Annotated in this window: 22 protein-coding genes, 1 tRNA gene and 2 pseudogenes; 11 read left to right on the forward strand and 14 right to left on the reverse strand. The window is 68.5% G+C overall.

Features of this window, described 5'->3' with window-relative positions:
* Positions 1 to 43 precede the first annotated feature (43 nt).
* Together ACIQZN_RS26940 and ACIQZN_RS26945 are read right to left on the reverse strand one after the other, a co-directional pair.
* Positions 44 to 1,558, reverse strand: a complete 1,515-nt coding sequence (locus ACIQZN_RS26940) for a hypothetical protein (RefSeq protein ID WP_403998871.1) — start codon at positions 1,556 to 1,558, stop codon at positions 44 to 46.
* Between the two features lie 107 nt (positions 1,559 to 1,665).
* The gene (locus tag ACIQZN_RS26945; RefSeq protein WP_403998874.1) at positions 1,666 to 2,433 is read right to left on the reverse strand and encodes a DUF4097 family beta strand repeat-containing protein; all 768 of its coding nucleotides are present in this window, start codon (positions 2,431 to 2,433) and stop codon (positions 1,666 to 1,668) included.
* A gap of 173 nt (positions 2,434 to 2,606) precedes the next feature.
* Here ACIQZN_RS26945 and ACIQZN_RS26950 point away from each other — a divergent pair.
* Positions 2,607 to 2,681, forward strand: a tRNA-Val gene (locus tag ACIQZN_RS26950).
* A 197-nt stretch (positions 2,682 to 2,878) separates the two neighbouring features.
* On the opposite strand, the gene ACIQZN_RS26955 is transcribed toward ACIQZN_RS26950, so the two are convergent.
* The 4 genes and pseudogenes from ACIQZN_RS26955 to ACIQZN_RS26970 form a co-directional block, all read right to left on the reverse strand.
* Positions 2,879 to 3,838 (reverse strand): hypothetical protein, encoded by a 960-nt coding sequence (locus ACIQZN_RS26955; protein ID WP_403998877.1) that lies wholly within the window; start codon positions 3,836 to 3,838, stop codon positions 2,879 to 2,881.
* Between the two features lie 146 nt (positions 3,839 to 3,984).
* A complete protein-coding gene (locus ACIQZN_RS26960; protein WP_403998880.1) occupies positions 3,985 to 5,127 on the reverse strand; it encodes a tyrosine-type recombinase/integrase in 1,143 nt (380 codons plus the stop codon).
* The gene (locus ACIQZN_RS26965; RefSeq protein ID WP_403998883.1) at positions 5,127 to 5,324 is read right to left on the reverse strand and encodes a helix-turn-helix domain-containing protein; all 198 of its coding nucleotides are present in this window, start codon (positions 5,322 to 5,324) and stop codon (positions 5,127 to 5,129) included. The genes ACIQZN_RS26960 and ACIQZN_RS26965 overlap by 1 nt, the downstream gene beginning before the upstream one ends.
* A gap of 430 nt (positions 5,325 to 5,754) precedes the next feature.
* Positions 5,755 to 6,668: pseudogene (locus tag ACIQZN_RS26970) on the reverse strand (hypothetical protein); the annotation flags it as partial.
* Positions 6,669 to 6,670: 2 nt separating this feature from the next.
* On the opposite strand from ACIQZN_RS26970, the pseudogene ACIQZN_RS26975 reads away from it, so the two are divergent.
* Positions 6,671 to 7,320 (forward strand): annotated as a pseudogene (locus tag ACIQZN_RS26975) (class I SAM-dependent methyltransferase); the annotation flags it as partial.
* A gap of 33 nt (positions 7,321 to 7,353) precedes the next feature.
* Positions 7,354 to 9,138: an AAA family ATPase gene (locus tag ACIQZN_RS26980; protein WP_403998886.1), complete on the forward strand. Its 1,785-nt coding sequence runs from the start codon at positions 7,354 to 7,356 to the stop codon at positions 9,136 to 9,138.
* Positions 9,139 to 9,612: 474 nt separating this feature from the next.
* Here the strand turns inward: ACIQZN_RS26980 and ACIQZN_RS26985 are convergent, their stop codons facing one another.
* Positions 9,613 to 10,194 (reverse strand): HD family hydrolase, encoded by a 582-nt coding sequence (locus tag ACIQZN_RS26985; RefSeq protein ID WP_403998889.1) that lies wholly within the window; start codon positions 10,192 to 10,194, stop codon positions 9,613 to 9,615.
* Positions 10,195 to 10,206: 12 nt separating this feature from the next.
* The gene (locus ACIQZN_RS26990; protein WP_403998892.1) at positions 10,207 to 11,325 is read right to left on the reverse strand and encodes a helix-turn-helix domain-containing protein; all 1,119 of its coding nucleotides are present in this window, start codon (positions 11,323 to 11,325) and stop codon (positions 10,207 to 10,209) included.
* Positions 11,326 to 11,500: 175 nt separating this feature from the next.
* Here ACIQZN_RS26990 and ACIQZN_RS26995 point away from each other — a divergent pair, with 175 nt between their 5' ends.
* A complete protein-coding gene (locus ACIQZN_RS26995; RefSeq protein ID WP_403998895.1) occupies positions 11,501 to 11,653 on the forward strand; it encodes a hypothetical protein in 153 nt (50 codons plus the stop codon).
* 582 nt (positions 11,654 to 12,235) lie between these two features.
* Here ACIQZN_RS26995 and ACIQZN_RS27000 read toward each other — a convergent pair.
* A complete protein-coding gene (locus ACIQZN_RS27000; protein WP_403998897.1) occupies positions 12,236 to 12,898 on the reverse strand; it encodes a M15 family metallopeptidase in 663 nt (220 codons plus the stop codon).
* 77 nt (positions 12,899 to 12,975) lie between these two features.
* Here ACIQZN_RS27000 and ACIQZN_RS27005 point away from each other — a divergent pair, with 77 nt between their 5' ends.
* Together ACIQZN_RS27005 and ACIQZN_RS27010 are read left to right on the forward strand one after the other, a co-directional pair.
* The gene (locus ACIQZN_RS27005; RefSeq protein ID WP_403998900.1) at positions 12,976 to 13,950 is read left to right on the forward strand and encodes a threonine/serine dehydratase; all 975 of its coding nucleotides are present in this window, start codon (positions 12,976 to 12,978) and stop codon (positions 13,948 to 13,950) included.
* A 29-nt stretch (positions 13,951 to 13,979) separates the two neighbouring features.
* Positions 13,980 to 14,183: a DUF6578 domain-containing protein gene (locus ACIQZN_RS27010; RefSeq protein WP_403998903.1), complete on the forward strand. Its 204-nt coding sequence runs from the start codon at positions 13,980 to 13,982 to the stop codon at positions 14,181 to 14,183.
* Here ACIQZN_RS27010 and ACIQZN_RS27015 read toward each other — a convergent pair.
* The 3 genes from ACIQZN_RS27015 to ACIQZN_RS27025 all read right to left on the reverse strand — a co-directional run bounded on the left by ACIQZN_RS27015 (position 14,112) and on the right by ACIQZN_RS27025 (position 16,322).
* Positions 14,112 to 14,591 carry a hypothetical protein gene (locus ACIQZN_RS27015; protein ID WP_403998906.1) on the reverse strand — a complete coding sequence of 160 codons (480 nt, stop codon included), beginning with the start codon at positions 14,589 to 14,591 and terminating at the stop codon, positions 14,112 to 14,114. The genes ACIQZN_RS27010 and ACIQZN_RS27015 overlap by 72 nt on opposite strands.
* Positions 14,592 to 14,895: 304 nt before the next feature.
* A complete protein-coding gene (locus ACIQZN_RS27020; RefSeq protein WP_403998909.1) occupies positions 14,896 to 15,948 on the reverse strand; it encodes a hypothetical protein in 1,053 nt (350 codons plus the stop codon).
* A 23-nt stretch (positions 15,949 to 15,971) separates the two neighbouring features.
* Positions 15,972 to 16,322 carry a MerR family transcriptional regulator gene (locus tag ACIQZN_RS27025; RefSeq protein ID WP_403998911.1) on the reverse strand — a complete coding sequence of 117 codons (351 nt, stop codon included), beginning with the start codon at positions 16,320 to 16,322 and terminating at the stop codon, positions 15,972 to 15,974.
* Positions 16,323 to 16,396: 74 nt separating this feature from the next.
* Between ACIQZN_RS27025 and ACIQZN_RS27030 the strand changes: the two genes are divergently transcribed.
* The 3 genes from ACIQZN_RS27030 to ACIQZN_RS27040 are packed head-to-tail and all read left to right on the forward strand — an operon-like array spanning position 16,397 to position 18,250.
* Entirely contained in the window at positions 16,397 to 16,747 is a 351-nt protein-coding gene (locus ACIQZN_RS27030) for a putative quinol monooxygenase (protein ID WP_403998914.1), read from the forward strand.
* Positions 16,744 to 16,929, forward strand: a complete 186-nt coding sequence (locus tag ACIQZN_RS27035) for a hypothetical protein (protein ID WP_143615837.1) — start codon at positions 16,744 to 16,746, stop codon at positions 16,927 to 16,929. Before ACIQZN_RS27030 ends, ACIQZN_RS27035 begins: the two co-directional genes overlap by 4 nt.
* Before the next feature lie 52 nt (positions 16,930 to 16,981).
* On the forward strand, positions 16,982 to 18,250 hold the full coding sequence (locus ACIQZN_RS27040) for an MFS transporter (RefSeq protein ID WP_403998917.1): 1,269 nt from the start codon (positions 16,982 to 16,984) through the stop codon (positions 18,248 to 18,250).
* Between the two features lie 90 nt (positions 18,251 to 18,340).
* On the opposite strand, the gene ACIQZN_RS27045 is transcribed toward ACIQZN_RS27040, so the two are convergent.
* Both ACIQZN_RS27045 and ACIQZN_RS27050 read right to left on the reverse strand, forming a co-directional pair.
* Complete coding sequence (locus ACIQZN_RS27045) at positions 18,341 to 19,621, reverse strand: MFS transporter (protein WP_403998920.1); 1,281 nt, start codon at positions 19,619 to 19,621, stop codon at positions 18,341 to 18,343.
* A 233-nt stretch (positions 19,622 to 19,854) separates the two neighbouring features.
* Positions 19,855 to 20,829 carry a LysR family transcriptional regulator gene (locus ACIQZN_RS27050; RefSeq protein WP_403998923.1) on the reverse strand — a complete coding sequence of 325 codons (975 nt, stop codon included), beginning with the start codon at positions 20,827 to 20,829 and terminating at the stop codon, positions 19,855 to 19,857.
* 90 nt (positions 20,830 to 20,919) lie between these two features.
* Between ACIQZN_RS27050 and ACIQZN_RS27055 the strand changes: the two genes are divergently transcribed.
* Both ACIQZN_RS27055 and ACIQZN_RS27060 read left to right on the forward strand, forming a co-directional pair.
* Entirely contained in the window at positions 20,920 to 22,389 is a 1,470-nt protein-coding gene (locus ACIQZN_RS27055) for an MFS transporter (protein WP_403998926.1), read from the forward strand.
* Between the two features lie 63 nt (positions 22,390 to 22,452).
* Entirely contained in the window at positions 22,453 to 22,902 is a 450-nt protein-coding gene (locus ACIQZN_RS27060) for a hypothetical protein (protein ID WP_403998929.1), read from the forward strand.
* Positions 22,903 to 23,020 lie beyond the last annotated feature (118 nt).

A 23,020-nucleotide genomic window follows, 5' to 3' on the forward strand; every position in this document is an offset into this window, starting at 1 on the left:
GTCCACAGTGCGAGCGACCCAGGACCGTCCGAGGCGGACGGCGTCAGTGACTCCCGGCGCCGCGTTCCTCGCGGATGTCGGCGACGACATCGGCGGCGATCCGGCGCAGGCCCTCCGTCACGGTGAGGAAGTGCCAATAGTCGGGGTGGCGGTTCTCCAGGGCCGTGACCGCCTGGTCCAGGCGGGCCACCGCGTCGTCCAGCGGCCGGGCGTGCCGCGGCTCGGGCGTCTGGCGCCCGGCCATCGCGAGGCGCTGGGCGTCGCGGATGGCGAACCGGGTGCGCTGGATCTCCTGCTGCGGGTCCTTGGCGACGTCGTCGAGCCGGCGCAGACGGTCACCGGCGGCGGACACCGCCTCGTCGGTGGTGTTGAGCAGGGCCCGCACGGTGCTCAGCCGGGACGTGGCGTCGGCCCAGCGCTGCTCGTCACGGGCCTGGGCCGCCTCCTTCAGCTTCTCCTCGGCCCGGCGCACATTGACCGCGGCCTGCTCCGGCACGGGCTGGAGGTCCTGCCAGCAGGCGGCGGAGAACCGGCGCCGCAGCTCGCTGAGGACGGGCTCGACGGATGCGGACCGGGTGGTCAGTGCCTGGGCGCGGGTGCGCAGGGTGACCAGCCGGCGGTCGATCTCGGCGGCGCGCTCGGGCAGCTTCTCGGCCTCGGCCCGTACGGCTTCGGCGTCGCGCAGCACGCGGTCGGCGCGTTGCAGCGTCTCGGGCACGCCGTGGCGCCCGGCGCCCTGGTTGAGCTTGGTCAGCTCGGGGGCGAGGGCGGCGAGGCGGGCGGCGAGATCGTCCGCCCGCAGCCCGGACGCCCGCACCGAATCGAGAGCATTGCTCGCGCCGAGGAGCGCTTGTCGCGCGCGCTCGACGGCGGGGGCGAGCCGGGCGAGCTGCGTCTCGGCGCTCCCGAGGAGCGGCCCGAGCCCGGCGCCGAACCGGTCGAGCTCCCCCTTGACCCGTATCAGCTGCTCCTTCGCGGAGGTCAGCTCGGCCCGGGCCCGGGCCGCGACGGACGGTTCGAGATCGTCGCGGTCGAGGTCATGGGCGTCGACGGCGGTGATGTACGCGTGACTCGCCTCGTCGATGCGCCGGCCGAGCGCGGCGAAGTCGTCCACGGCCTTGCGGGCGGCCGGCGAACTGTCGACCGCGGTGATGGTCTCGATGGAGATCTTGAGGTCGCGCTGGGCGGTGTCCAGCTCGTAGAACGCCTCGGCGGCGGCGTCCTTCGCCGCCTGGGCTTCGGCCCGCTGCCCCTCACCGCGCCCACCGAACCACCGCCGGGTCCCGCCGCCGGTGACGGCGAGGGGGAGGGCGACGGCGAGGAGGGGGAGGGGCGCGAGGACGAGAAGGCACAGGTCACGCAGGCCGGTGGCGCGCGGGGCGGGGGTGCGCCGCTCATGGGGGTCCGGGGAGCGCGGCTCACTCGGGTCAGCGGCGTGCCGCTCACCTGGGCCGGGAACGGGCCGGGCGCCCGGATCCGCCCCCACCGCACGACGCCGACTCCGCTCCCGGACCGCTCCGGCGATTCCCGCCTGCGGCTGCGCGTCTGTCGCCGTCACATGCCTCTCCCGTGCCGTTCCGCCCCTGCCGGATACATTCTCCCACCAGTAGGGACGAACACAGGTGCCGGTTAGTTCACGGCGGGCGCGACGACCGCGCCGATCTCTCAGCCGGCGTGCCGGACGGCGACCCCGCCGTTGTCGCTGTGGGCCTTCACCACGTGCTGGCTGCTGTCACTGCGGGGCACCTTCACGTCGACGTGCCCGTTGTCGGCCGACGCGGAAACGGCGTACGAGGTCTTGCCGGCGGGCAGGTCGATGGCGATGCGCCCGTTGTCGCTGACGGTGTCCACGAGGTCGGGGACCCGGGTGAGATCGAGATCCACGGACCCGTTGTCCGACCGGGCCACCACGGACCGCGAGGAGATCCGCTCGGCGCGTACGGACCCGTTGTCGCTCTTCAGGTCGAGGGGCCCGCTGGAGTCCCGGACGACGACGCCGCCGTTGTCGGAGTACAGCTTGAGGGGGGTGGTGAACTTGGACGCGGTGACCTTCCCGTTGTCCGCGTCCACGGTCAGCGCGAGCCCACGAGGCACCTTCACCGTGTGGCGCGCCTCGCAGTTGCTGATCATCGCCTTGCACTTCACGCGGAGGGTGAGCGTGTCCCCCTCCAGCTTCCAGACGGGGTCCGGCCCGCTCCCGAGGACGACCCACCCGTCGACCCGCCGGGTCACCTGGACCTCGTCCACGTCGGCCGGGACGACGTCCACCACGGAGTTCTCCGCTTCGATGGTGAGGGCCTTCCCCCCGAACGCGAACGACTTGTGCTCGGCGGGCGCGTCCTCCGCGTCCGTGCTCCCGCACCCGGCGAGCGCCGCCACGAGTAGAACGGTGCCCCCGACGGCCACGAACGCGCTGCGATTACGGATGGTCATGGTGATCAGGTCCCCCTGGGCCGGCGCTGCGATGTGCCCCTACGGTAGGCAGCACCGCCCCACCCGGACGATCCGGACGGCTACCGTCTCCGGGGTGGGGCTATCCCCCGTAAGCCCACCCGAACCGATTGTCGACACGCCCCGCGAGCCATGTACCCTGTTCCTTCATCCACGGGTGCGTAGCTCAGGGGTAGAGCGCTGCTCTTACAAAGCAGATGTCGGCGGTTCGAAACCGTCCGCGCCCACCAGCCACAACGCCCCCGCAGCGAGCCGCTGCGGGGGCGTTGACGGCAGTTGGTGACGGCAGTTCGACGCCAGGGTCGTTCTGGGGGCGAGCAGTAACCTCTGCATCAGGCGGATCCACCCACCGTCCGCCTCGCCATCAGCGTACGGAGGTGCGACCCCTCGTCCCGCGCCCCAGCTTGAAGCCGCTCGTCGGCCTTCTCTATGACGGCGCCTCATCCGCGTTGCGGACTTCAAGGTCTTCCATCGTTTTCCGGGGAGGGCTCCACGCACCAGTCTTGTAGTCGATCAGCCTCTGCAGTCGTTCCCGAGGCCACTCGTCAAACGACTGCGCGGACCTCCAGCCGCAGGACGCACATTCGTCATGTAGCAGCGTGCCGAAGGCGCCCTCCTTCTCGATTACCTCACTGCTTTCTTTGACGATCTGATATGAGTCACACTTGGGGCAGCGCTGCTCTGCTGGCTGACTGTAATCGACCTGCAACAGGGAGAAAGTGCGGAGTACTTCGCGTGTTGCTCCCAGCACGATCTCTGCATCAATTTCCGAGGCGTCGACGTAGTGCTGCAGCCATACGGTGAGATCCCAAGTCCGCTCGCCGAGAGACTTGAAATATGCGCGGGGCTTGCTATTAGTGCTGAGGCTATTAGCGAAGATGGTAAACCATGCTTTGGCGTTAGCTACTTGCGGCTTTTCTTCGTGGATTCTAACCCAAGGTGCTTCGATGTTGTCTCGCACCAGAGCCAGTAGTGACTCACGGCATCTGATTCCTACCGCCTGGAAGTCTTCCGCCTCCTCGGCGGTAGCGAGGGCTTCAACGGCTCCAGCGTAGCGGCGCCAGGGCTTCCCGATGGTCTCTACTTGCTCTTCGTCCGGCTGTACCGCGAACTGTTCGCGAAGAACTGCGTTGAGGCCGAGGTGGTAGGTGAAAGCCTGATCTAGGCTTTTGAATTCGTCTTGCGGGTAGAGGTTGGTCATGTTTGTAATGACCCACCAGCGTTTACCGCTCGCCATCCGAACGTCGAAAAGGTCATAATTTTCGCGCGTCACTCTACGGCGACCAACTTTTTGTACGACGGTGACTTTGTCTCCGGATTCTGAAAGCGTTTGGGAGCTTACGTAGTCTCGGATCTGCCGTTCTTCCAATTGCTTGATCTCAGCCATGGCGGCATTGTGTCACCACGGCTAGCCAGTTGGCGACCTTTCCCTGATTCGCCCAGCTGTGGGCACTAGCCGCGAGCAGTTCTATGTCCTGCGGCCAGGGGAAACGCCCTCGCAGTGAGCTGCTGCGAGGGCGTTGAGGTAGTTCCTCACTCCGGTCGGCGCCGCCGCAGCAGCCGGTCCATGTGACCCATCGCCTCCCGTCGGTTGTCGTCAGAGACGTGGGTGTAGATGTTCATCGTGACGGCGATCTGCGAGTGGCCCAGGATCTCCATCACGACGCGCGCCGGCACACCGGCGGCGAACAGGAGCGTGGCGCATCCATGCCGAGCGTCGTGTAGGCGGATGCGGCGCAGTCCGGCGTTCTCAGTGATGCGTTCGAACGACCGGCTGAGATTCCTCGGCTCGATCGTTCGCCCGGTCCTGGTCGTGAACACGTAGTCGCTGTCGCGCCAGGCATGCCCCGCGTCGTGGCGCTGCGCGGTTTGACGGAGACGCTGCCAGCGCAGCGGCGCCACGCACATGAGCGGTACGGGGATGGCGCGCGTGCGGCGGTTCTTCGTGGAGTCTGCGTACAGCTCCTTCTGCACCCGCTGGATTTGGTTCCGCACGGTGAGCGTGCGGCGCTCCAGGTCGATGTCCGACCAGCGGAGCCCGAGGATTTCTCCTCGCCGCAGCCCCAAAGCCACGGCGAGCACGAACGCCGCGTACAGCGGGTCCTTCCTCGCGGCCTCCAGGAAGGTCGTCGTCTCTTTCAGGTCCCACGGCTTCAGTTCCCGCGATTGAACCCGAGGTGCAGGAACGAGCTTGACCACGTTTCTGCTGATCAGCTCCTCGCGGCATGCGGCCGTAAGAGCACTGCGGAGAACGCGGTGGGACTCCTTGGCTGTCGCAGCTGACGCCTGTGCCGTCACGGCTGTGAGCATGCGGCGTACGTCGGCCGCACCGAGGGTCTCCAGCCGTTTGGAGCCGATATGCGGGATCAGGTATCGGCGCACATGCGTCTCGTACTTGGCGTACGTCGTCTTCTTGCGGTCGTCCTTGACGAACTCCTCCAGCCAGTACGGCAGCCACTCGGAGAGCTTGGCGGATCGGGTGGGAGTCGGGATGCCCTGACGGTCACGCAGGACCAGTTCCTGCCTCTTGGTGTCGCACTCATCCCAGGTGCCGCCGTAGACGGTCTTGCGCTTTCGGGTGCCGTCGGGCTGGGGGACGTAGACGCGGGCTTCGTATCGCCCGTCCTTGCGCTGCCAGATGCTGCCGGCGCCGTTCGGGTTCCTCTTGCTTGCCATTAGGTGGCTTCCTCCAACTGGGTTTCCATGTAGGTGCGGAGAGCTTCGGCGGGCACCCTGCGGCAGCGGCCGATCGTGATGCTCTTTAGTTCGCGGGAGCGGATGAGGTCGTAGACCTTGAAGCGGCTGAGGCGCAGGGCCTCCATGACCTCGGGAACGGTGAGGGCTTGATGCGTGGTGGGCAGGGCGGAACTCACTGCGGCTCCAAGAAGGGGGTGGCGGCGGCCATAGGCGCATCTGTCCTAGGTGCGGATTTCTGCGTCACAGCGTCACGAGCGTCACGCGGGCTGCTGACCTGCTGTTTTGTGTGACGCGGGGGTGTGGGTGTGCGTCATCGGTGCGTCACGGGGTGCGTCACGGCGTGATGCAGGTGACGCAGAGCTTTGCCGTCTGCGTCACGCCCTTAGCCGCAGGCCAGGGGGTGTTTTTGCCGTCCGCGTGACGCTGTGACGCAGAGCTTCCCTACTTAGGAAAAGGGAAGGGGTTCTGTAGTGGTGGCGGTGGCTCTCAGGGCTTGAATGAGGGGCCGCTTCGCGGCGCGACCTTTGGGCGGCGTTCCGCCGAACAGCAAGAAGAGCACCCGGGCGGGCGTGCTCTTCTTGCTTGTCCAGCGAAGCGGCGGTGCGGTCAGTTCATCTCCGGCTGCTCGTACTCGGGCGGCGCAGCGGCCGGCCGGGCCATTTCGAGGTAGCGGCCCTCCCGGGTGCGTCCGGAGTCGATGAGGACGCCCCGGGCGGCGAGGGTGGGCTGAAGGCGCTTGAGCCGGTCGGAGAGCACCTTGCCGGTGGTCGGCCACCCCTTGGGCAGGGGGCGGAGTCCGTCGCCGCTGTAGAGGCGGCTGAGGTGGTGCAGCCACTCGGTGGACGTCATCCGCTGCTCACTGCCGGGGGTGATGTCCTCGGCGTGCTTGAGGACGGTTTGCGCGAGTAGGTCACCTTCGATGACGTCGTCGTTCAGGTCGTCGTCCACGAGCAGGACCAGCGGCGGGAACACAGTGCCGGCCGGGGCCTGGAGACGGCGCTCCATCTCCGTGACGCCGCTCTCCACCATCTCGGTGGCCTGGACGACATGGTCATCGGTCGGCCCCTGGATCAGGACCGTGGCCAGGCCGTCGAACATGGCCCAGTCCCCGGCCCCTACAGATCCGCGATCCGGTACTCCACCGACTTGTCCAGCGCCAGCCACAACGCGAGGGCGCGCAGAGCGGCGGTCTTGCCCTGGTTGGACAGGCCCGCGATGAGGAGGTGGCGCTGATACAGGCTCAGCGCTGCGGCGTCCCCGCGCAGATCCTGACCCCAGGGGGCTTTTCCCTTGGCGTAGTCGGCGGTCAGGGTGTCGTCGGTGACCAGCGGGGACGGCCCGATGGGCTGGTCCAGGGCGCCGCTGTCGGCGATCCAGAGCCGGACGGTGCGGGCGGCCTGCGGGATCGTGATGAACACCTCGTGCTCGTGACGGGCAAGGTTCTCGGCGAGCTTCCGACGCCGGTTGTGTACCTCGTTCGTCGCCACCCCCGAGGGCAGGGTGACGTCGACTTCGACGCCGGGGGACCGGGATTCACGCTGAGTGGCTGGTGAAGGACGGCTACGACGTCGCTCTGGTAGACCCGGTGCCCCGTCACGTTGAGGCCGCGTCGGCGGTCTGCCCAGCGGTCGTAGGGGACGCGCGTGCCCTGTGCGAGCCAGACGACAGCTTCGACGCCGTGCAGCTCCTCGGGCCGCTCTACCACTTGCCCGACCCCGCTGACAGGCAACAGGCGCTGGCGGAAGCTTCTCGTGTCGCCAAGCCCGGCGGACTGTTCGCTGCCGCCGCGATCAACCGCTATGCGTCGCTCTTCGAGCATGTTACGTACGCTCACCTGCACACGGAACGAATCCAGGCGTCCGTCACCGAGATCTTGGAGACGGCTGTTTACGACGGCGTGCGGGGATTCACCTGTCGTACTTCCACCGAGCCGAAGAGCTCGTGACGGAGCTGGTCGCCGCAGGTCTCCAGGATGTGCAGGTCTTCGGTATCGAGGGACCTGCGTGGTCCCTCGTCAAGGCGGCTGAACAACAGCCGGGTGACGGGCCCACGGATGACCTGATCGCCTCTGCGATGGCTGCAGCGCGGATGGCAGAGCCGTACCCAGAGTTGCTTGCTGCCAGCTCTCACCTACTGGCTGTTGGCAAGGCTCCAGTTGGCATTAGCATGTGATCTATTGGCGAACTGTGAACTAGGGGGGAGTGCATGGTGTCTAAAATTAAGAATCTTACATTGCGAAACTTTCGGGGCATCTCGACGAGAGTGGATCTGAGTCTGACATCCAGCCAGGGAAAGCCGGTCTCGGTGTTGATTCTCGGAGACAACGGCTCCGGAAAATCTTCTTTGGCTGACGCTTTTGAGTTTTGCTTGCGGGGGAGAATCAGTAGGAGAGGTAACGCTGGTGTTAAGGAGCGTCGGGAGGCGCGGAACTTGTTGCTTCCAGGTAAGGCCCCTCTGGTAAGTGTCGAGCTAGACAATGGGAAGAAATTTTTTCGAGGGCAGAAACAGTTTTCTGGAGGGCAGGATAATCTAGAATCGGCATTCGGTGAAAGGCTAGGCGACTTCGCTCCTGGGTACGCGCTGTGTCCTATCGTTCTCAGTCGTTCGGACATCGAAGTTTTTTGGAAACTAGCGCCTGGGGAAAGAATGCGGTTCTTCTTTGACTATCTGCGGGACAGTGCATCTCATGCCGGGTATATCGCCCTGGATATCGAGCGGAATCAGCAAGAGTTGAGGGACGTGCGAGCGGATCTGCTGGAGGCGCAGATCGGGCTCGCAGTTGCGGCGAAAATTCCTGTATCGGGAATCCGCACTCGAACCCTTATCGGGTTTCAGCGCTGGCGGAATAAGGAATTTCCCCGACAGCCTGAGCGGGAGCGCCGCAGAATGCGGACGCAGAAGCGAATTCAGGCTGCGCTAGACGAGCTTGAAACGCAAATCAAGCTGACCGCCAAAATCAGGCAGCACATCGCTTCTCAGAAGCGGCAAGCTGGATCTGGCGACCTGGCGCCCCCCGTCCTCTCTGCTGACATCCCGGAACTTCTGAGAAATATCACGAGTCAAGTCTCGGATGATTTTTCTGAGATTTCTGGGCTTGCGCATATCAAGAGAGTGCAAGTCTCCACTTCGAAGCAAGGGGATGGCCTCGACATCTTCTGCATCCTCCCTTCTGGGAGGAAGGTGGACCCGGTGCAGGTCCTGAGTGAAGGTGCGCTAGATCTCCTCGCTCTGCTAATCATGTTGGGTGTCACTCTTGAATGTGCGAAGCGAGGTCAGAGTCGTTTTGTGATTCTGGACGATGTGTGGCAAAGCGTTGACGCGGTCCACCGGAACTCCATCCTTGACTTCATTTTTGAGAAAAGATTCAAGGACTGGCAGTTGGTAATAACGGTGCACGATCGCCTGTGGGCGCGATTGGTGGAAGAGAAGGCTAGAAAGCGCAACTTCCCGATCAAGACCGTCGAGATTTCTAGTTGGTCCGCCGAATATGGTCCGGTGCTAACTGACACATCTTTGTCCACAGTCTCACAGCTAAAGGAGATGTTGCTTAAGTCCGCCCCTGAGTCACTCTGTGCTTATGCTGGGAGATCGCTGGAGGAGTTGGCAAACAGGCTGTCTATGGCGATGCGCGTATCAGTTCCTCGTGCACCGGGTGACCGCTACACTCTTGAAGACCTCTGGCCTGGAGTTTTTAAGGGAATCAATAAGTCCGCACTACCTGAGGGCTTGAAGGAGGCGGCCAGGAAGGTAAATGAGATCTACGCCCTGCGCAATATTTACGGTGCGCACTACTCGACTTGGGCCGAGTCAATGTCGAGAATGGAAGTGGAGAATTTCGCTTCATTTGTTATCGATCTTTGGGAGCGCGTCCACTATGCGACCTGCGGTCAGTCGATCGCCCAAGTTTATGTCAAGAGGGAGAGGGCAATTGATTGGCCATGTGGGCACAATGATGCAGGCGCCCTCCAAGGGTGCATCGGGTCTGTGTAGGGCGCCGGGTTCTAATACAAGAACCTAGATTGCGTAGAACGTCAGGACCCGTGTCCGCTGACGAACCGTCTCCGGTCAAAGGTTGACCCAGCCAGCGGGCTCGGTGGTGACGGCAACAGTTGACGGCAACGTTGCCGCACGACGGCAGACCACGGATGGTCGTGGCGGCGCCCGGTGTCGGCGCAGAAGGCGCAGAGCTGTGGTCTTGCCGCTGGTCGGCCGAACTTACAAAGCAGTTGTCGGCGGTTCGAGGCCGTCTGCGTTCGGCGTGGCACCAGCATTGGCCTGGGCTGGAATCTGCTGTCGCGGCTTCATCAGCCTGGCGCATCTCGGCCCCCATCGACCTCGCGTGGTGGGGGCAGGCTGCTTGCTCGGCTATGGACGCGCTCCCTTCGACTGCCGTCCCACCTCAATGCCCCCTCTGGCGCAGAGTATTTGGTCGGACACTGGAGTGGTGCTCTGCTACGCCATGGGTCAAGACTTCGGTTCGCCGAGGGCTGTGCGGAGCCAATCCAGTGAGTCCTGGTCCAGGAGTTCGGCGGCGAGGCGCTGGCCGGTTTTGGTGACGAGGCGGGCTCGGCTGTTGTCGATCCAGCGTTGGGCGTTCTCGTAGCCCTGGGCCTTGTACTCAATGCCTTGGAGCAGGCACTCCAGCTTGTCGGCATCGCGGGCGCAGATGGCCTCCGGTGATTCCTTGGCTTCGTACTCGGCGACGACATCTTGGATCGCTGACGCCAGGGCTTCGGGCATCCCCGTCGTCTGGTCGGCGGTGACTGCTTGTGGGTCGCCGGCCGGGGCGTACTTCTTCCCTACGTAGTTCACGTCGCCGGTACGGGTCTCCTGGGTGTCATGCCATACGGCGAGAAGCGCGGCCTTGGCCGGGTCGGCGCCTTCGAGCTTGGCGATGAGCGAGGCGATCAGCGAGGTGCGCCACGAGTGCTCGGCCACGCTCTCCGGGTCTTTGACGCCTGCCATCCACCAGCCGGTTCGGCGGGTGTGCTTCAGCGTCCCGGCCTCGAACAGGAAGCGCCCCACTGCGGACAGATCGTCAGTCATGCCCGTCTCCTCTCACGCCTCGGCAAGGCGGATCGCGTACCGGATTCCTTCGAGCTCCCGGCGTGCCTGCGCCGAGAGCTCTCGGTCATCCAACATCACGGGGAGCGCTGCGCGTAGCTCATTGATAGTCGCGCTTCCTGGGCGAAGCAGGTTGGCGCGGACAGAGAGCAGGGCCCACAGGGTGTGGACGTTCAGGTCGAAGAAGCCCTGGCTCGGGGTCATGCCTCGCACTAGGTGACGCATGAGCTTGTCGCCCGGCCATGGGCCAGGGTTCGTTTCGGCAATGAAGTCGTCGGACAGTTGGAGGTGTGGAGCCTCGCCGAGCCAGTACGCCCAGTAGTTGAGGTTTGCCGCCTCACCCGCGTCGTTGTCTGTGAGGCTCGTCCGGATGAAGTACTCCATGCGATCACGGTCGCCCTGCCTGGCGGCGACGGCGGCAACGGAGCGGGAGTTGAGCCAGCCGGTGAGCCACCCGTCCGGGCGCTCCATGCGTTGCTGCCGGGCCAGCCATGCGGAGGTGTCCGGTGCGTCGTCGTAACCGGCCAGATAGAGGGCTTGGCGGCGGAGCAGGAAGTCGTCGTCGCCTCGCGCCTGTTCGGCGGTTCGGCGCATACGGGAAAAGAAGCGACGACGGTCGTCAGCGGGGAGTTCGGGTCCGCGTGGCACAGGGCCGCGGCGAGGTCGGGGCGGGTCGGGCAGATCCCTGAGCGGGGTGGGGGTCTCGCCGTTCAGCGGCCAGGACAGTACTTCGACCAGGTCTCGTTGCATCACCCATGCGCCGATGGGGCTGGTACCGGCAGGACTCTCCTCGTCGAGGGTGCTCGCCAGAAGGACGTCCGCCTCCATGGCTCTTTCCAGAGCTTGCAGCAGAGCAGGCACGCTGCCCAGATGCAGGAGCTGGTGGCGGTACACGAGCATCTGTCCGACCGGTACGGCAGTCAGGGGCCGACGCCCGGACTCCCATCCGGCGACCGTGTCGGCAGAAATGCGGAGCCGTTCGGCGAGAGTGTCCTGGGTGTGCCCCAACTGCTCGCGGATCAGGCGGAATACGTAGCCGGAGATGACGCCGCTGCGGCTGCGCGGTGCCGTTCCCCGACTGTGGGTCAGGGCGGTCTGTGGGCCAGCTTTCATCGTGTCCCCCTTGATGGCCGGCCGCGGTCGGGTACCCGTACCCACGGTCAGTTCAAGCGGCGGTCTGCGCTGCCTAACGTCTGGAGTGCAGTAACGCCCAGACAACTCAGCGTAGTGGAGGGAGTGGCCCGTGGGCCCCATTCTTCGGCGACCGCGGCGGGAGGATCCCCCGGTGATGACGATCAAGGTGTACGAGGTGGACCGCGCCACCGGGGCCCGGAAGGTGTTGCGCGAGACGGAGCAGGTCGTGCCGGTGGCGGAGCCGATCTGGTCGTCGGCCATGGCGCCTTGCGAGTGCCCGCGCTGCACCAACGGCATCGCCTCATGACCGCCGCCGCCCGTGCCACCACGGACCAGGCGTACAAGACGTGGCTCGGCCACACCTTCACCTGCGCTGCCTGCCGCGTCGGCACGGCATGTGCCACAGCCGTACGTCTTGGGCGTGCATGGCGGAAGGTACGAGCATGAGGTGCGCCAACTGCGGTCGCGCGCTCACCGAGGAGTCGGCGCTGCGGTACCCGATCGACGGAGCCAGTACTGCCGGCCGCACAGTCGTCCTGTGCAAGTTGCTGTGCCGCCGCTCCCCGACGCACCCGCGCACGTACCCGACGCGCTGATCTACCCGTTGGGATTCACTCCGCCTCGACCGTTCCTTCCTTGCCAGGACAGCGGTCGAGGCGGCCCATGCGTCACCCATCCGAGAGACGAGAGGCACGACCATGAATCACAGCTCGTCATCCGAAAGCACACGTGGGCCGCTCTGAGACCGATTCGGGCTCTGCACACCTACCTCTGCTGAGGCAACAGGAACGCCCGACACCCGACATCGCCGTAGTGGGAAGAGGATCTGCCGGGGCTGAGACACGCTGCGTGACCCGTCGGACGGGTGAGGCCAGGCCAGGCCGGTCGGTTACCCGAGTCGGGTGATCTCCTTCGGGCCGTAGCAGGCGGTGGAATTTCCCGTGGTCAGGGCCCAGTAGCGGTCGCCGTAGGACCAGTGCCACCATTCCGTGGGGTAGTTCACCAGCCCGGCCGCCGCCAGTGCGGAGCCCAGGAGCCGCCGGTTGGCACGGGCCTCCTCGCTGATGTTGGCGGCGTGGGTGTAGCAGGCGCCCTCGCTCTCCTCCGGGTCTGCGTTCATCCTTGTGCCCAGGTCCAGTTCGTTACCAGCGGCGTCGGCCAGGGTGAGGTCGACGGCCGCGCCGGCGCTGTGCGGGGCGATGTCGGGCGGTGACACGTACCGGCTCGCTGCCGAATGGATCTGCTGGGCGGACCATTCCGGGTGGACAGCCCGCAGTTGGCTCGCGTACTCCTCGAAGTACTCCCGCTGAAGGGAAGGGGGCCGGTATCCCTCGACGAACAGCAGCCGCAGGTCTTGGGGAAGCCCCGCCTGGGCCTTGAGCAGCCGCTCCAGTACGCCTTCGCGCAGGTAGGCGAAGGAGTTCGCCGGGTCCTGCTTGCGTGCGTCGACCAGCAGCGAACCGGTGGTGCGCACGTCCACCAGGCGTTCCCCGCACTCCGAGACGGGAATGGCGGCGACCTTCGGGTCCGACATCAAAACGATCTCACTCATGATGTGATCATCTCGCATACCTTCGACACGGTGGTCTCACCGAGAGTCGGTAGGTTGCTCCTGTCGACCTACTGAGTGTGGAGGGGAATGTGCTGATCACCGTCGCGGATGTGGAAGCCGAGGCTGAGCGGATTGCCGCTTATGTGGTGCGGACGCCGACCGTGGCCAGCCCCGGGCTCTCCGCGTTCCTTGGTGCGCCGGTCACCACGAAGCTGGAACTGCTTCAGCGCACCGGATCCTTCAAGGCGCGGGGCGCTACGGCGAAGCTGCTTGCGCTCAGTGCGGCCGAGCGTGCCGCGGGGGTCGTCGCCGTGAGCGGCGGCAATCACGGCATCGCGGTCGCGGAGATGGCCGGTGCGCTGGACATCAAGGCGACCGTCGTCATGCCCCGGTCCGCGCCCGGCCGCTCCGTGGAGATCGCCGAGGCCGCCGGGGCGAGTGTCATCCTCGCCGACACCATGGGCGGCGCCTTCGCCCTCGTGGGCGAACTCCGTGAGTCGGGGCTTACGTTGGTCCACCCCTTCGACGACCCCGTCGTCGTCGCGGGCCAGGGCACGGTCGGGCTGGAGTTCGCGGAGGATGCCGGCGAGCTCACCGACGTACTCGTCAGCATCGGTGGCGGCGGGTTGATCGCCGGTGTCGCGGCCGCGCTGCACGCGCGCCGTCCGGGTGTACGGATCTGGGGCGTCGAGACCGAGGGCGCGCGGGCCATGTCGGAGGCCCTGGCCGCCGGAGGGCCGGTGCCGGTCGAACTGTCTTCGATCGTCTCGACGTTGAGCGCCCCGAGCGCCTCACCGCTCACGTACGAACACGTATCGGCCATGGTCACCGACGTCCTCACCGTGACCGATGCCGAGGCCGTGCAGGGGACCCTCGACCTGGCCGACCACGCGAAGGTCTGGGCCGAGCCCGCCGCCGGATGCCTGCTGCCCGCGGCACGCCAGGTGCTGGAGCGCGTCGGGGACGGCGCCAGGCTCGGCCTGGTCGTCTGCGGCGGCAACGCGACCACCGCCGATGTGGCCGCCTGGGCCGAACGGTTCGGGCTGCGCTGACCCGGACCGCACGGGCGCACAATGGCCGGATGACGCTGACGATCTGGGTCGATGACTGGCAGATGCAGTGCTGCGGGGAGCCCTTCGAGCCAATCCCGTTGGGGCTGATGTCAGTTGTTGAGGTGCACTGCCGTTGCAGGCACTGCCGTGTGGCGCGCGCCTCAGGCGGCGGGGGCGGCGAGTGGGAGGGGTTCGTGGCGGTGCCAGATCAGGTAGCGGTCCTCGCGGCGTAGCTCTGCCGAGCCCCATTCGGCACGCATCACGCCTTCGTGCATCGAGCAGGCGTAGGCGACCAGGACCAGCCGGATGTCTTCCGGGAGGAGTGCGAGGTCGGGGTGGGCTTCGGGCTCTTCGAGTTCGTCCAGGCCCAGGTCGAGCATCTGTTGCCTCGGCTCCGGGCCGTGGCGGCGGATGAGTTCCGCACGGAAGCCCGTCGCTCGGCGCAGGCGGGCCGCCGTGACCGGGACGTCCTTCTTCGCGTAGCGGATCGGGTAGATGACGTGGCCCGAGACGATGACCACGGTGCGGCCTTGGAGGCGTACGGCGGAGGCGTCCGCCAAGTGGGCCAGGCCAGCGGCCAGTTCCTCGTACTGTGCGGCATACAGGCCGTGGCCGTACGCCTCCAGGGTCTGGGTGTGCACGCCCTCGTGTCCGCTGCGCGCCCTGGTGTGGGCTCGTAGGAGGCAGGCCGGAATCAAGTCCGACAGTTCATCGGCCGCGTCACTGAATGTCGTACGTGCCCACTCGCTTGCTGAGCCCACGAAGTGCCGCCCCTCCCTGATCAGCGCCGAAACGACGAGCAGTAGTAGGTGAACGGTGCGGTCTCGCGACGATGCGCGCAAGTGGGCACGTGCGACATTCGGCTATGCGGCCGATGAACCGGCGGAGGGGTATGTCCCGCCGTTCGCGCTGCCGTTGGTGCTGGGGGGAGTGGGCCGGAGGCCCTCAGGCCGACGGTGACGTGTGGGCGTACCACGTCTCCGTCTCGTTCGGCGGCAGTACGCGGATGAGCTCCGCCTGGCCCGGCAGGTGCGGGAAGAAGCGGTCGGCGTTCCAGGTGCGTGAGTAGGACGGGTCGTCCAGGACCAGCAGGCGCCGGTCGTCCACCACCGGGATGTCGTCCGGCAAACCCTCGTTCCAGATGCGGGTGCCGTCCGGGGCGAGGAGTTCGAAGCAGCCGGTCGCCACCGCGTCCGATTCGCTCTCGGCGGGCTCGGGGCTCGTCGCCAGGCGCACGCTCTCCGGGGAGGGGGCCGTGCCGGGGACGTGGCCGCCGCCCACCAGGACATGGGCGAGCAGGGTGTGGAGCTGGAAGTTGTCGCCGATGCCGGCGATACGTATCTCGAAGGCCGTCCCGGTCGGGCGGTGGAGCGCGATCACGGGTTCGTCGTCGAGCACCGCCAGGGCGTACGACAGGCACTTGAGGTCGTGCCGATCCAGGGCCTCCACCGCGCGGCAGAGCGGGAGGAGGTCCGAAGCGTGCCGGCGGCGTACCTCCGTGCTGCGGCACAGCACCGCGAGGGCGGGAGGCTGCCACTGCTCCAGGGCGCACCAGGCGAGGGCCAGGCGGGTCGCCTCGTACGTGTCGTCCCCCAGCCGGGCCAGGAACACGTCGTCGATCGACTCCTCGTCCGGGACCGGGAGTTCGCCACCCGTCGCCTTCCAGCGGCGCGCGAACTCCGCCGCGTCCAGCAGGTCCCGGCGGACGCCGTCCAGGATCGGTTCCGCGCAGGCCAGTGGGTCGGCGCCGCGCTCCACGCAGTAGCCGGCCGCCATCGCGAGCATCGGGCGCGGGCCGGTCGGCGGGAAGGCGGGGAGCAGGGCCGCGAGGCGGGGTCCCGCGTCGACGCACTCGGCGTCCGACGCCGACTGCGCGCTGTTCATCACGGCGTCGAAGGCGCCCCCGGTGCGGTCGCCGTCGCGGGCGCCCACCGCCTCTTCCAGGTCGGACACGGCGGCGGTGAGGCGCGCGGCCCCCTGCTTCCTCTTGAAGATCACGGGCACACCTTAGGGCGTGCCCGTCACGCCTCCTCCGCCCGGGCTGCCGTGACCAGGACGGACAGGGACGAGCGGGTTTCCTGGAGTGCGGAGATGCGGTCGTCCAGGCCTTGGAGGTGCTGTTCCAGGGTGTCCAGCTTGCACAGGGCCACCGTGCCGTCCTGCCGTACGCACGGGAGCAGGTCGCGGATCGTCCGGGTTGGCAGACTCGCGTCCAGCAGGGAGCGGATGCGGCGGACCACGGCGGGGGCGTCGGCGTCGTAGCGGCGGTGACCGCCCGCGAGGCGGTGCGAGGCGAGGAGGCCCTGCTCCTCGTAATACCGCAGCAGCCGGACCGAGGTGTCGGTCTCCGCAGCCAGATCACCGATCCTCATGTGGCGCACCTCACACGCTCCGGGGCCCGCGGGCTCTTGAACCTCACATCGGTGTCAGATTCTAGCGTGGGGGCATGACACAACAGATCGCCAACTCCCTTGCCCTTTACGGTTTTCTGCGGCCACGTCCGGAATGCGCCGACGAGGTCCGGCGTACGCTGTCCGCCCTCGTCGGGCCCACCCGGAGCGAACCCGGCAACCTGGCCTACCACCTCCATGAGCAGGAGGACGGGCGGTTCTTCCTGTACGAGGTGTGGCGCTCGCGGGAGGACCTGGACCGGCACAACGCCCTGCCCGCGCTGCGTGCCTTCCTCGACAACCTGTCGACCTTCCTGGAGGGTCCGCCCGAGGTGTACTTCGACACCATGATCAGTCCGTACGCGGACTCCGCGGAGAGCGCTCCACTCGGTACAGTCCCCAGGTGACCAGCGAGCCCGAACCGACGATTCCCGAGATCACCCGCACCGACTGCGCGCGGTGTGGCACCGAGGTGCACGGTCTGGCCGGGCGGTACGCGTGTGCGCTCTGCGGGTGGGTCAACCACTACTCGGAGGGGCACGAGGAGCTGCCCGGCCTGGACGCGGACCCCGATCACGGGCGGCGGTAGGGCGCGTCCGAAACCGGATGCCTTTCCGGCGTGCCGCCCCTACCCTGCCGGGATGACTGACGCGCGTGCTGGACTGACGACCACCGACGACCAGGGCGCTTCGCCGCTGCGGTTGCCCGCTTTCCGGCGGTTCCTGCTCGCCCATCTGGTCTCCGCGACCGGGTCCGCGATGGCCCCCGTGGCGTTGGCGTTCGCCGTGATCGAGCAGGGCGGGGGAGCGCGGTCGCTCGGGATCGTGCTGACCGCCAACACCGTGCCGGCGCTGGTCCTCCTGCTCGTCGGCGGGGTGCTGGCGGACCGGGTCTCGCGCAGCCGGATCCTCTTCCTCGGCAACCTCGTCGCGGGGGCCGCGCAGGCGGTCGTGGCCGTGCTCGTCGCGACCGGGGCGGCGACCACCGCCGCGATCAGCCTGTGTGCGTGCGCCTCGGGGGCGGCGGCCGCGTTCACCACGCCGGCGGCCCAGGGGGTCGTGCCCCGGCTCGTACCGCCGGAGCGGCTTCAGCAGGCCAACGCGCTGGTCCGGGTGCCCCGGAACGCGGTCAAGGTCGTCGGTCCCGTCGTCGGCGGGTTCGTCGTCGCGCTGACCGGGCCGGCCTGGGCGCTCGGGTGGGACGCCGTGACCTTCGTCGTGGCCGCGCTGCTGCTGGCGGGGCTGCGGCTCGCGGGGGCGGTGTCCGCCGGGGGGCCGGGGGCGGTGTCCGCCAGTGGTCGGGGCGCTGGGATCGTGGCCGATCTGCGGGTCGGGTGGGCCGGGTTCAGGTCCCGGGTCTGGCTCTGGAGTTTCACGCTGTCCGGTACGGCGGTCGTGGCCGCCTGGCTGGCCGGGTATCAGCTGCTCGGGCCGCTCGTGGCGGACCGCAGCTATGCGGGCGCCGGCTCCTGGGGGCTGGTGCAGGGGGCCTTCGCGGCGGGGCTGCTCGCGGGGACGTTCGTCTGTCTGCTGTGGAAGCCGCAGCGGCTCGTGCTGGTCGCCGTGGTGACGAGTTCCGGACTCTTCCTGCCGTTGGCCGCGATGGGGCTCGGGCTGCCGCTGGTCTGGGTGCTGGGGGCGGCCTTCGTCGCCGGGGCGGGGATGGACGTGGCCATCGTCGCCTGGTCCACCGTCATGCAACAGCAGGTCCCCGACGAGGAGTTGGGGCGCCTCAACGCCTTCAACTCGTTGGGGGAGCAGATCGCCATCCCGGTCGGCTACCTCCTGGTCGCGGCCGCGTCCGCGTACTGGTCCAGCGGGCACATCCTCCTGGTGTGCTCGGCCGTCATCCTCGCCGCCGGGGTGGCCAACGCCTGCGTACGCGATGTGCGGTTGCTCAGACGGCGGTGAGGTGACGCCTGAATCCCTCCGGCCGGACCCCGGGGCGTCGGTGGCCGTCGCGGCCGGCGTGAAGGGTGCGACGGCCGCGAGCGGGGCGAGCTACGACGGGCGGCCGCCCTGAGCTGCGACGGGAAGGGCCTTCCCCAGGCGGGCCAAGGGGGAGAGCGCCATGAACAGCGGGGAGAGGGCGAGCGCGACCGCCGTGACGAGGAGGCTCGGGCGCAGCCCCCACGTACCCGCCAGGAAGCCGCCGAGCAGGGAGCCGAAGGGGGTGAGGCCCATCCCCGCGAAGTTGATCGTCGCCACCACCCGCGCCTGGATGCGGACCGGCGTGACCGCCTGCCGTACGGACATCACCGTGACGTTGACCAGCTGGCCGAACGTACCGAAGACCAAGTTGACGGCCATCAGCGCGGGCAGGACCAGGGGCCCGGAGCCGTGCAGCGCCGGTACGCCGAGCATCACGCCGTCCGCCAGCACCGCCGACCCCACCAGCACCACGCCGTACCCCAGCCGCTCCGGCAGCCTCGCCGCGAGCACCGACCCCAGCACCGCCCCCGGGCCGGTCGCCGCGAGCGCCAGGCCCACCTCGGCGCCGGACAGGCCCAGTTCGCGCGGCAGGAACAGCAGATAGACCGTCATCAGCGCGGCCAGCGAGAACTGGAACAGGGCCGACGCCAGCCCCACCGCACGCAGCGCCGGGTGCCGGGCCACGAAGCGGAGCCCTTCGTGGATGCGCCGCAGGACCGGCGCGGGGGCCCCGGCGGGCGCGGGCACGCGTTCCGGGCGGCGGATGCGGCCGATCGACAGGGCCGACAGCACGAAGAAGCCCGCACCGGTGACGACCGCGAGCAGCGGCGAGAACACCGACATCAGCGCCCCGCCCAGCGCCGGGCCGCCGATCCGCGCCGCCGACCTGCTGCCCTCCAGCGCGCTGTTGCCCCGCATCAGCAGCTCGCGGTCCACCAGCCGCACCAACGACGCCTGGTACGCCACGTCGAAGAACACGCTCCCCACCCCGAGCAGGGCGGCCACCACGAGCAGGACCGGCAGCCCGAGCACACCGAACAGCAACGCCAGGGGCACCGCCGCCAGGGCCAGCGCCCGGCCGAGGTCCGCCGCGACCATCACCGTACGGGTGCGGCGGCGGTCCGCCCACGCGCCGGCGAACAGCGACAGCAGCAGGATCGGCGCCTGCTCCACCGCGCGCAGCAGGCCGAGCGCGCCCGCGTCGGCGTGCAGCGTGACGACGGCGACGAGCGGCAGGACGACCAGGAGCGCCTGCTCGCCGAACTGGGAGGCGGTCTGCCCGGCCCACAGGCGCAGGAAGTCGGAGTCCCGCCGGAGGGCGGGGGAGGGGATACGGGAAACGGGATGCACGGAGGCCCCTTCGGGCTGCGGACGGCAAGGCTCCGCCGCCACCGGGCACCCAGAGGTGTGCGTCGGCGGTCCGGCGGGAAGGGCTCGCTGTGCCGCGCTCGGAGGCAGCACGCGATGACGGGTCGTTCTACGGCGTCAGCGCGTGCGAGGGCTACCGGGCAACTTCCCCTCCTCGGGTCGTCGGTCAACCCTCGGGTCGTCGGGCGATCCTCAGGTCGTCGGTCGGTGGGAGGTTAGCCGCCCGGCGGGACGGGGAACAGCGGATTTCCGCCGCCGCCGCCGCCGCCGTCGCCGTCGTCCGGCGCCTCCTCGCGGGCCAGCTGCCGGAAGCACTCCCGTAGCCAGGCGTGGGCCGGATCGGCGTCGTGGCGCGGGTGCCAGGCCATGCCGAAGGGGAGCGGCGGCAGCGGGAAGGGGATCTCGAACGTCCGCAGCCCCAGGGTTTCCGTCAGCGGACGCGCCCGCGAGGACGTGAGACCGACCAGGTCGCTGCTGAGCAGGATGAACAGGGACGACGGCAGGGTGCCCACACTGGCCACCACCCGCCTGCTCAGGCCGAGTTCCGCGAGGGCGGTGTCCACCGGGCCCGCTGTCCGGCCGCGACGGGACACCGTCACATGGTCGGCGGCGGCGAACCGGTCCGGGGTGATCTCCCCGTCCAGGAGCGGGTGGCCCGGGCGCACCACGCCCATCATCCGGTCGGTGTAGAGGTGTTCGCGGTGCACCTCCGGGGAACGCGTGTCGAGCACCCCCACCTCCAGGTCGGCGGCGCCCTCGCGCAGGAACGGGCCGTCCACATGGCTCTCCATCAGGAAGCGGAGCCGGACGCCCGGCGCCTCGCGGGCGATCCGGGCGAACAGCGCGGGGCCGGAGATCGCCGCCAGGGTGTCCTGGGCCAGCACCGTGAAGGTCCGCGACAGGGCGCGCAGATCCACCTTGCCGCCCGACAGGAACAGCCCGCGCGCCCGCTCCACGACCGCGCGCACCTCGCCGTGGATGGCCAAGGCGTGCGGGGTGGGCACCATCGTGCGCCCGGCGCGCACCAGCACCGGATCGCCGAGCGCCTTGCGAATGCGGCCGAGGGTGCGGCTCATCGCGGGCTCGGACAGATGCAGCCGGGCGGCGGCCCCGGAGACGCTGCATTCGTCCAGGAGAACGTCCAGGGCGACCAGAAGATTGAGGTCAAGGCCGGATTGCGTCACACGCATACATCCCTTGTCGAAGATGCATTGGAAAGCAAGTCGCGCCAACTCTACGGTGGAAGCACATCCCATCCACCACGGCTCCCAGGAGGAGCGTTGTCCCCGTATGCCCAGATGCCTCCGCGCCTTACCCCGGCCGCCCGGTACGCGCTCTGCGCCTGTGTGCTCGTCGCACAGGGCATGGTCGCCGCCGTCAACCTGCTGATCCCCCAGCTCGCCGCCTCCGTCCTGCACCCTTCCTCCAGCGAACTGCTGTGGTCGGTCGACGCGTACGTCATCGTCTTCGCCGGGCTGCTGATCCCGGCCGGCGCGCTCGGCGACCGCTTCGGCCGCAAGGGTGCCCTCCTCACCGGACTCGCCCTCTTCGCGGCGGGCGCCGCCACCAGTGCGCTCGCCACCGTCCCCGCCGTGCTCATCGCCGGACGCGGGGTGTGCGGGGCCGGGGCCGCGCTGATCATGCCCGCGACCATGTCGCTCATGATCACCCTCACCCCGCCCGCCCGCAGGTCCCAGGCGCTGGCCACCTGGACGCTCGCGGCCGGACTCGGCGGCCTCGCGGGCAACGTCGGCGGCGGCCTCGCCGGACAGTTCGCCACCTGGCGCGCCCTGTTCTGGGCGATGGTGCCGCTGGCCGCGCTGCTCGCCCTCGTCGTCGCCCGCCTCACGCCCCGCAGCCCCGAACGGAGCGACTCCGCCCCCGACCCGCTCGGTTCGCTGCTGCTCGTGGCCGCCCTCACCGCCCTGGTGTACGGGATCATCGAGGGCCCGCCGCAGGGCTGGGGCTCGGCGCGGGTGCTGACGGCCTTCGGCCTCGGAGCCGTACTGCTCACTGTGTTCACCGTGCACGGGCTGCGCGCCGCACGACCGCTGCTCGACCCCCGGATCTTCGCCTCTCCGGTGGTGCGCGCCGGGACGCTGGGCATCGCCACCGCCTTCTTCGGGCTGTTCGCGCTGTTCTACGTCAACTCCCAGTACCTCCAGTACGTGAAGGGCTTCCCGGTCGGCCTCGCCGGGGTGGCGATTGTGCCGCTCACCGTCGGGATGGCCGTCATGCCGAAGTTCGGGGCGCGCTGGCAGGACCGGTACGGCATCCGCCCGGTGGCGGGCGGCGGGCTCGTGCTCATCGGCCTCGGGCTGCTCCTCGTCTCGACCGCCGACGGCAGTACCCCGTACGCCCTGTACGCCGTGTACCTCCTCGTCATCTCCGCCGGTACGGGGCTCTGCGCGCCCGCGCTGACCTCGGCCGTCGTCGCCGGGCTGCCCGCGCACCGCAGCGGCCTCGGCTCCGGGCTCAACACGGCGGCGCGCGAGATCGGGGCGGCCCTCGGTGTCGCCGTCGTCGGCACCGTGCTGGCCTCCCGGGCCGGCGGCACCGGGGCTGCCCACGCCGCCGCCTTCGCCCCGGCGATGTCCGACGGGCTGCGGGTCGCGGCGGCGGTGCTCCTGGTCGCCACGGTGTTCGTGGTCCTGGGGACGTCGGGGCGGCCGCGCGGTGCGGCGGAGGAGGCGGGGAGCGAGGACGGGGCGGAGGCCGGAAGCGTCACCCGTACGGGTGTTTCCACGTAGCCGTGCCGGGAAGGGCGGCGCAAGGTCGGTCTGACCTGTACGTTCCACGCCCTTGGAGTCCTCATGGCACAGACCGCGCCCCCGCCGGGCACCCCCTCCTCGTCCTCGTCGCCCACCGCCCCGCGCCCGGGCGACGAGAACCCCTGGGCGTCCGGCGGGGTCATGTTCGCCGGTGTGCTGCTGATGGTCGACGGGGTGCTCGACGCGATCAAGGGCATCGCCGGCATCGCGTCGGACGACGTGTACGCACGGATCAACGACTACGTCTTCAAGTTCAACGTGACGGCCTGGGGCTGGATCCACCTCGTCCTCGGCATCGTCATCGCGATCGTCGGCTGGGGCATCCTCAAGGGCTCAGCCTGGGCACGCGGCGCCGGTGTGGGGCTCGCGGCGCTCAACATGATCGCCAACTTCATGTGGCTCCCCTACCAGCCGGTCTGGGCGGTGGTCTCCCTGGCCATCGACACCTTCGTCATCTGGGCCCTGTGCACGGCACGGAAGCCGGTCGTCTGACCGGCCGCTCCGGCGGGCTCCGTGCCGTTGATGCTCCTATTGCTGTCAAGCGGCTTGGAGCCATTCACGGTAGGCGTGAGTGAGGTCGTCGTTCCTGCTGAGTCCTCTTTCGAGCCTG

Origin of the sequence: Streptomyces sp. NPDC097595 (assembly GCF_044761525.1) — a bacterium.
Classification (GTDB): Bacteria; Actinomycetota; Actinomycetes; order Streptomycetales; family Streptomycetaceae; genus Streptomyces; species Streptomyces drozdowiczii_A.

Excerpts from the sequence above, each read along its gene's own strand:
- ACIQZN_RS26945 (WP_403998874.1), bottom strand. The coding sequence starts at position 2,433 with ATGACCATCCGTAATCGCAGCGCGTTCGTGGCCGTCGGGGGCACCGTT.
- ACIQZN_RS26955 (WP_403998877.1), bottom strand. The coding sequence starts at position 3,838 with ATGGCTGAGATCAAGCAATTGGAAGAACGGCAGATCCGAGACTACGTA.
- ACIQZN_RS26960 (WP_403998880.1), bottom strand. The coding sequence starts at position 5,127 with ATGGCAAGCAAGAGGAACCCGAACGGCGCCGGCAGCATCTGGCAGCGC.
- ACIQZN_RS26980 (WP_403998886.1), top strand. The coding sequence starts at position 7,354 with ATGGTGTCTAAAATTAAGAATCTTACATTGCGAAACTTTCGGGGCATC.
- ACIQZN_RS26985 (WP_403998889.1), bottom strand. The coding sequence starts at position 10,194 with ATGACTGACGATCTGTCCGCAGTGGGGCGCTTCCTGTTCGAGGCCGGG.
- ACIQZN_RS26990 (WP_403998892.1), bottom strand. The coding sequence starts at position 11,325 with ATGAAAGCTGGCCCACAGACCGCCCTGACCCACAGTCGGGGAACGGCA.
- ACIQZN_RS26995 (WP_403998895.1), top strand. The coding sequence starts at position 11,501 with ATGACGATCAAGGTGTACGAGGTGGACCGCGCCACCGGGGCCCGGAAG.
- ACIQZN_RS27000 (WP_403998897.1), bottom strand. The coding sequence starts at position 12,898 with ATGAGTGAGATCGTTTTGATGTCGGACCCGAAGGTCGCCGCCATTCCC.
- ACIQZN_RS27010 (WP_403998903.1), top strand. The coding sequence starts at position 13,980 with ATGACGCTGACGATCTGGGTCGATGACTGGCAGATGCAGTGCTGCGGG.
- ACIQZN_RS27025 (WP_403998911.1), bottom strand. The coding sequence starts at position 16,322 with ATGAGGATCGGTGATCTGGCTGCGGAGACCGACACCTCGGTCCGGCTG.
- ACIQZN_RS27030 (WP_403998914.1), top strand. The coding sequence starts at position 16,397 with ATGACACAACAGATCGCCAACTCCCTTGCCCTTTACGGTTTTCTGCGG.
- ACIQZN_RS27040 (WP_403998917.1), top strand. The coding sequence starts at position 16,982 with ATGACTGACGCGCGTGCTGGACTGACGACCACCGACGACCAGGGCGCT.
- ACIQZN_RS27050 (WP_403998923.1), bottom strand. The coding sequence starts at position 20,829 with ATGCGTGTGACGCAATCCGGCCTTGACCTCAATCTTCTGGTCGCCCTG.
- ACIQZN_RS27060 (WP_403998929.1), top strand. The coding sequence starts at position 22,453 with ATGGCACAGACCGCGCCCCCGCCGGGCACCCCCTCCTCGTCCTCGTCG.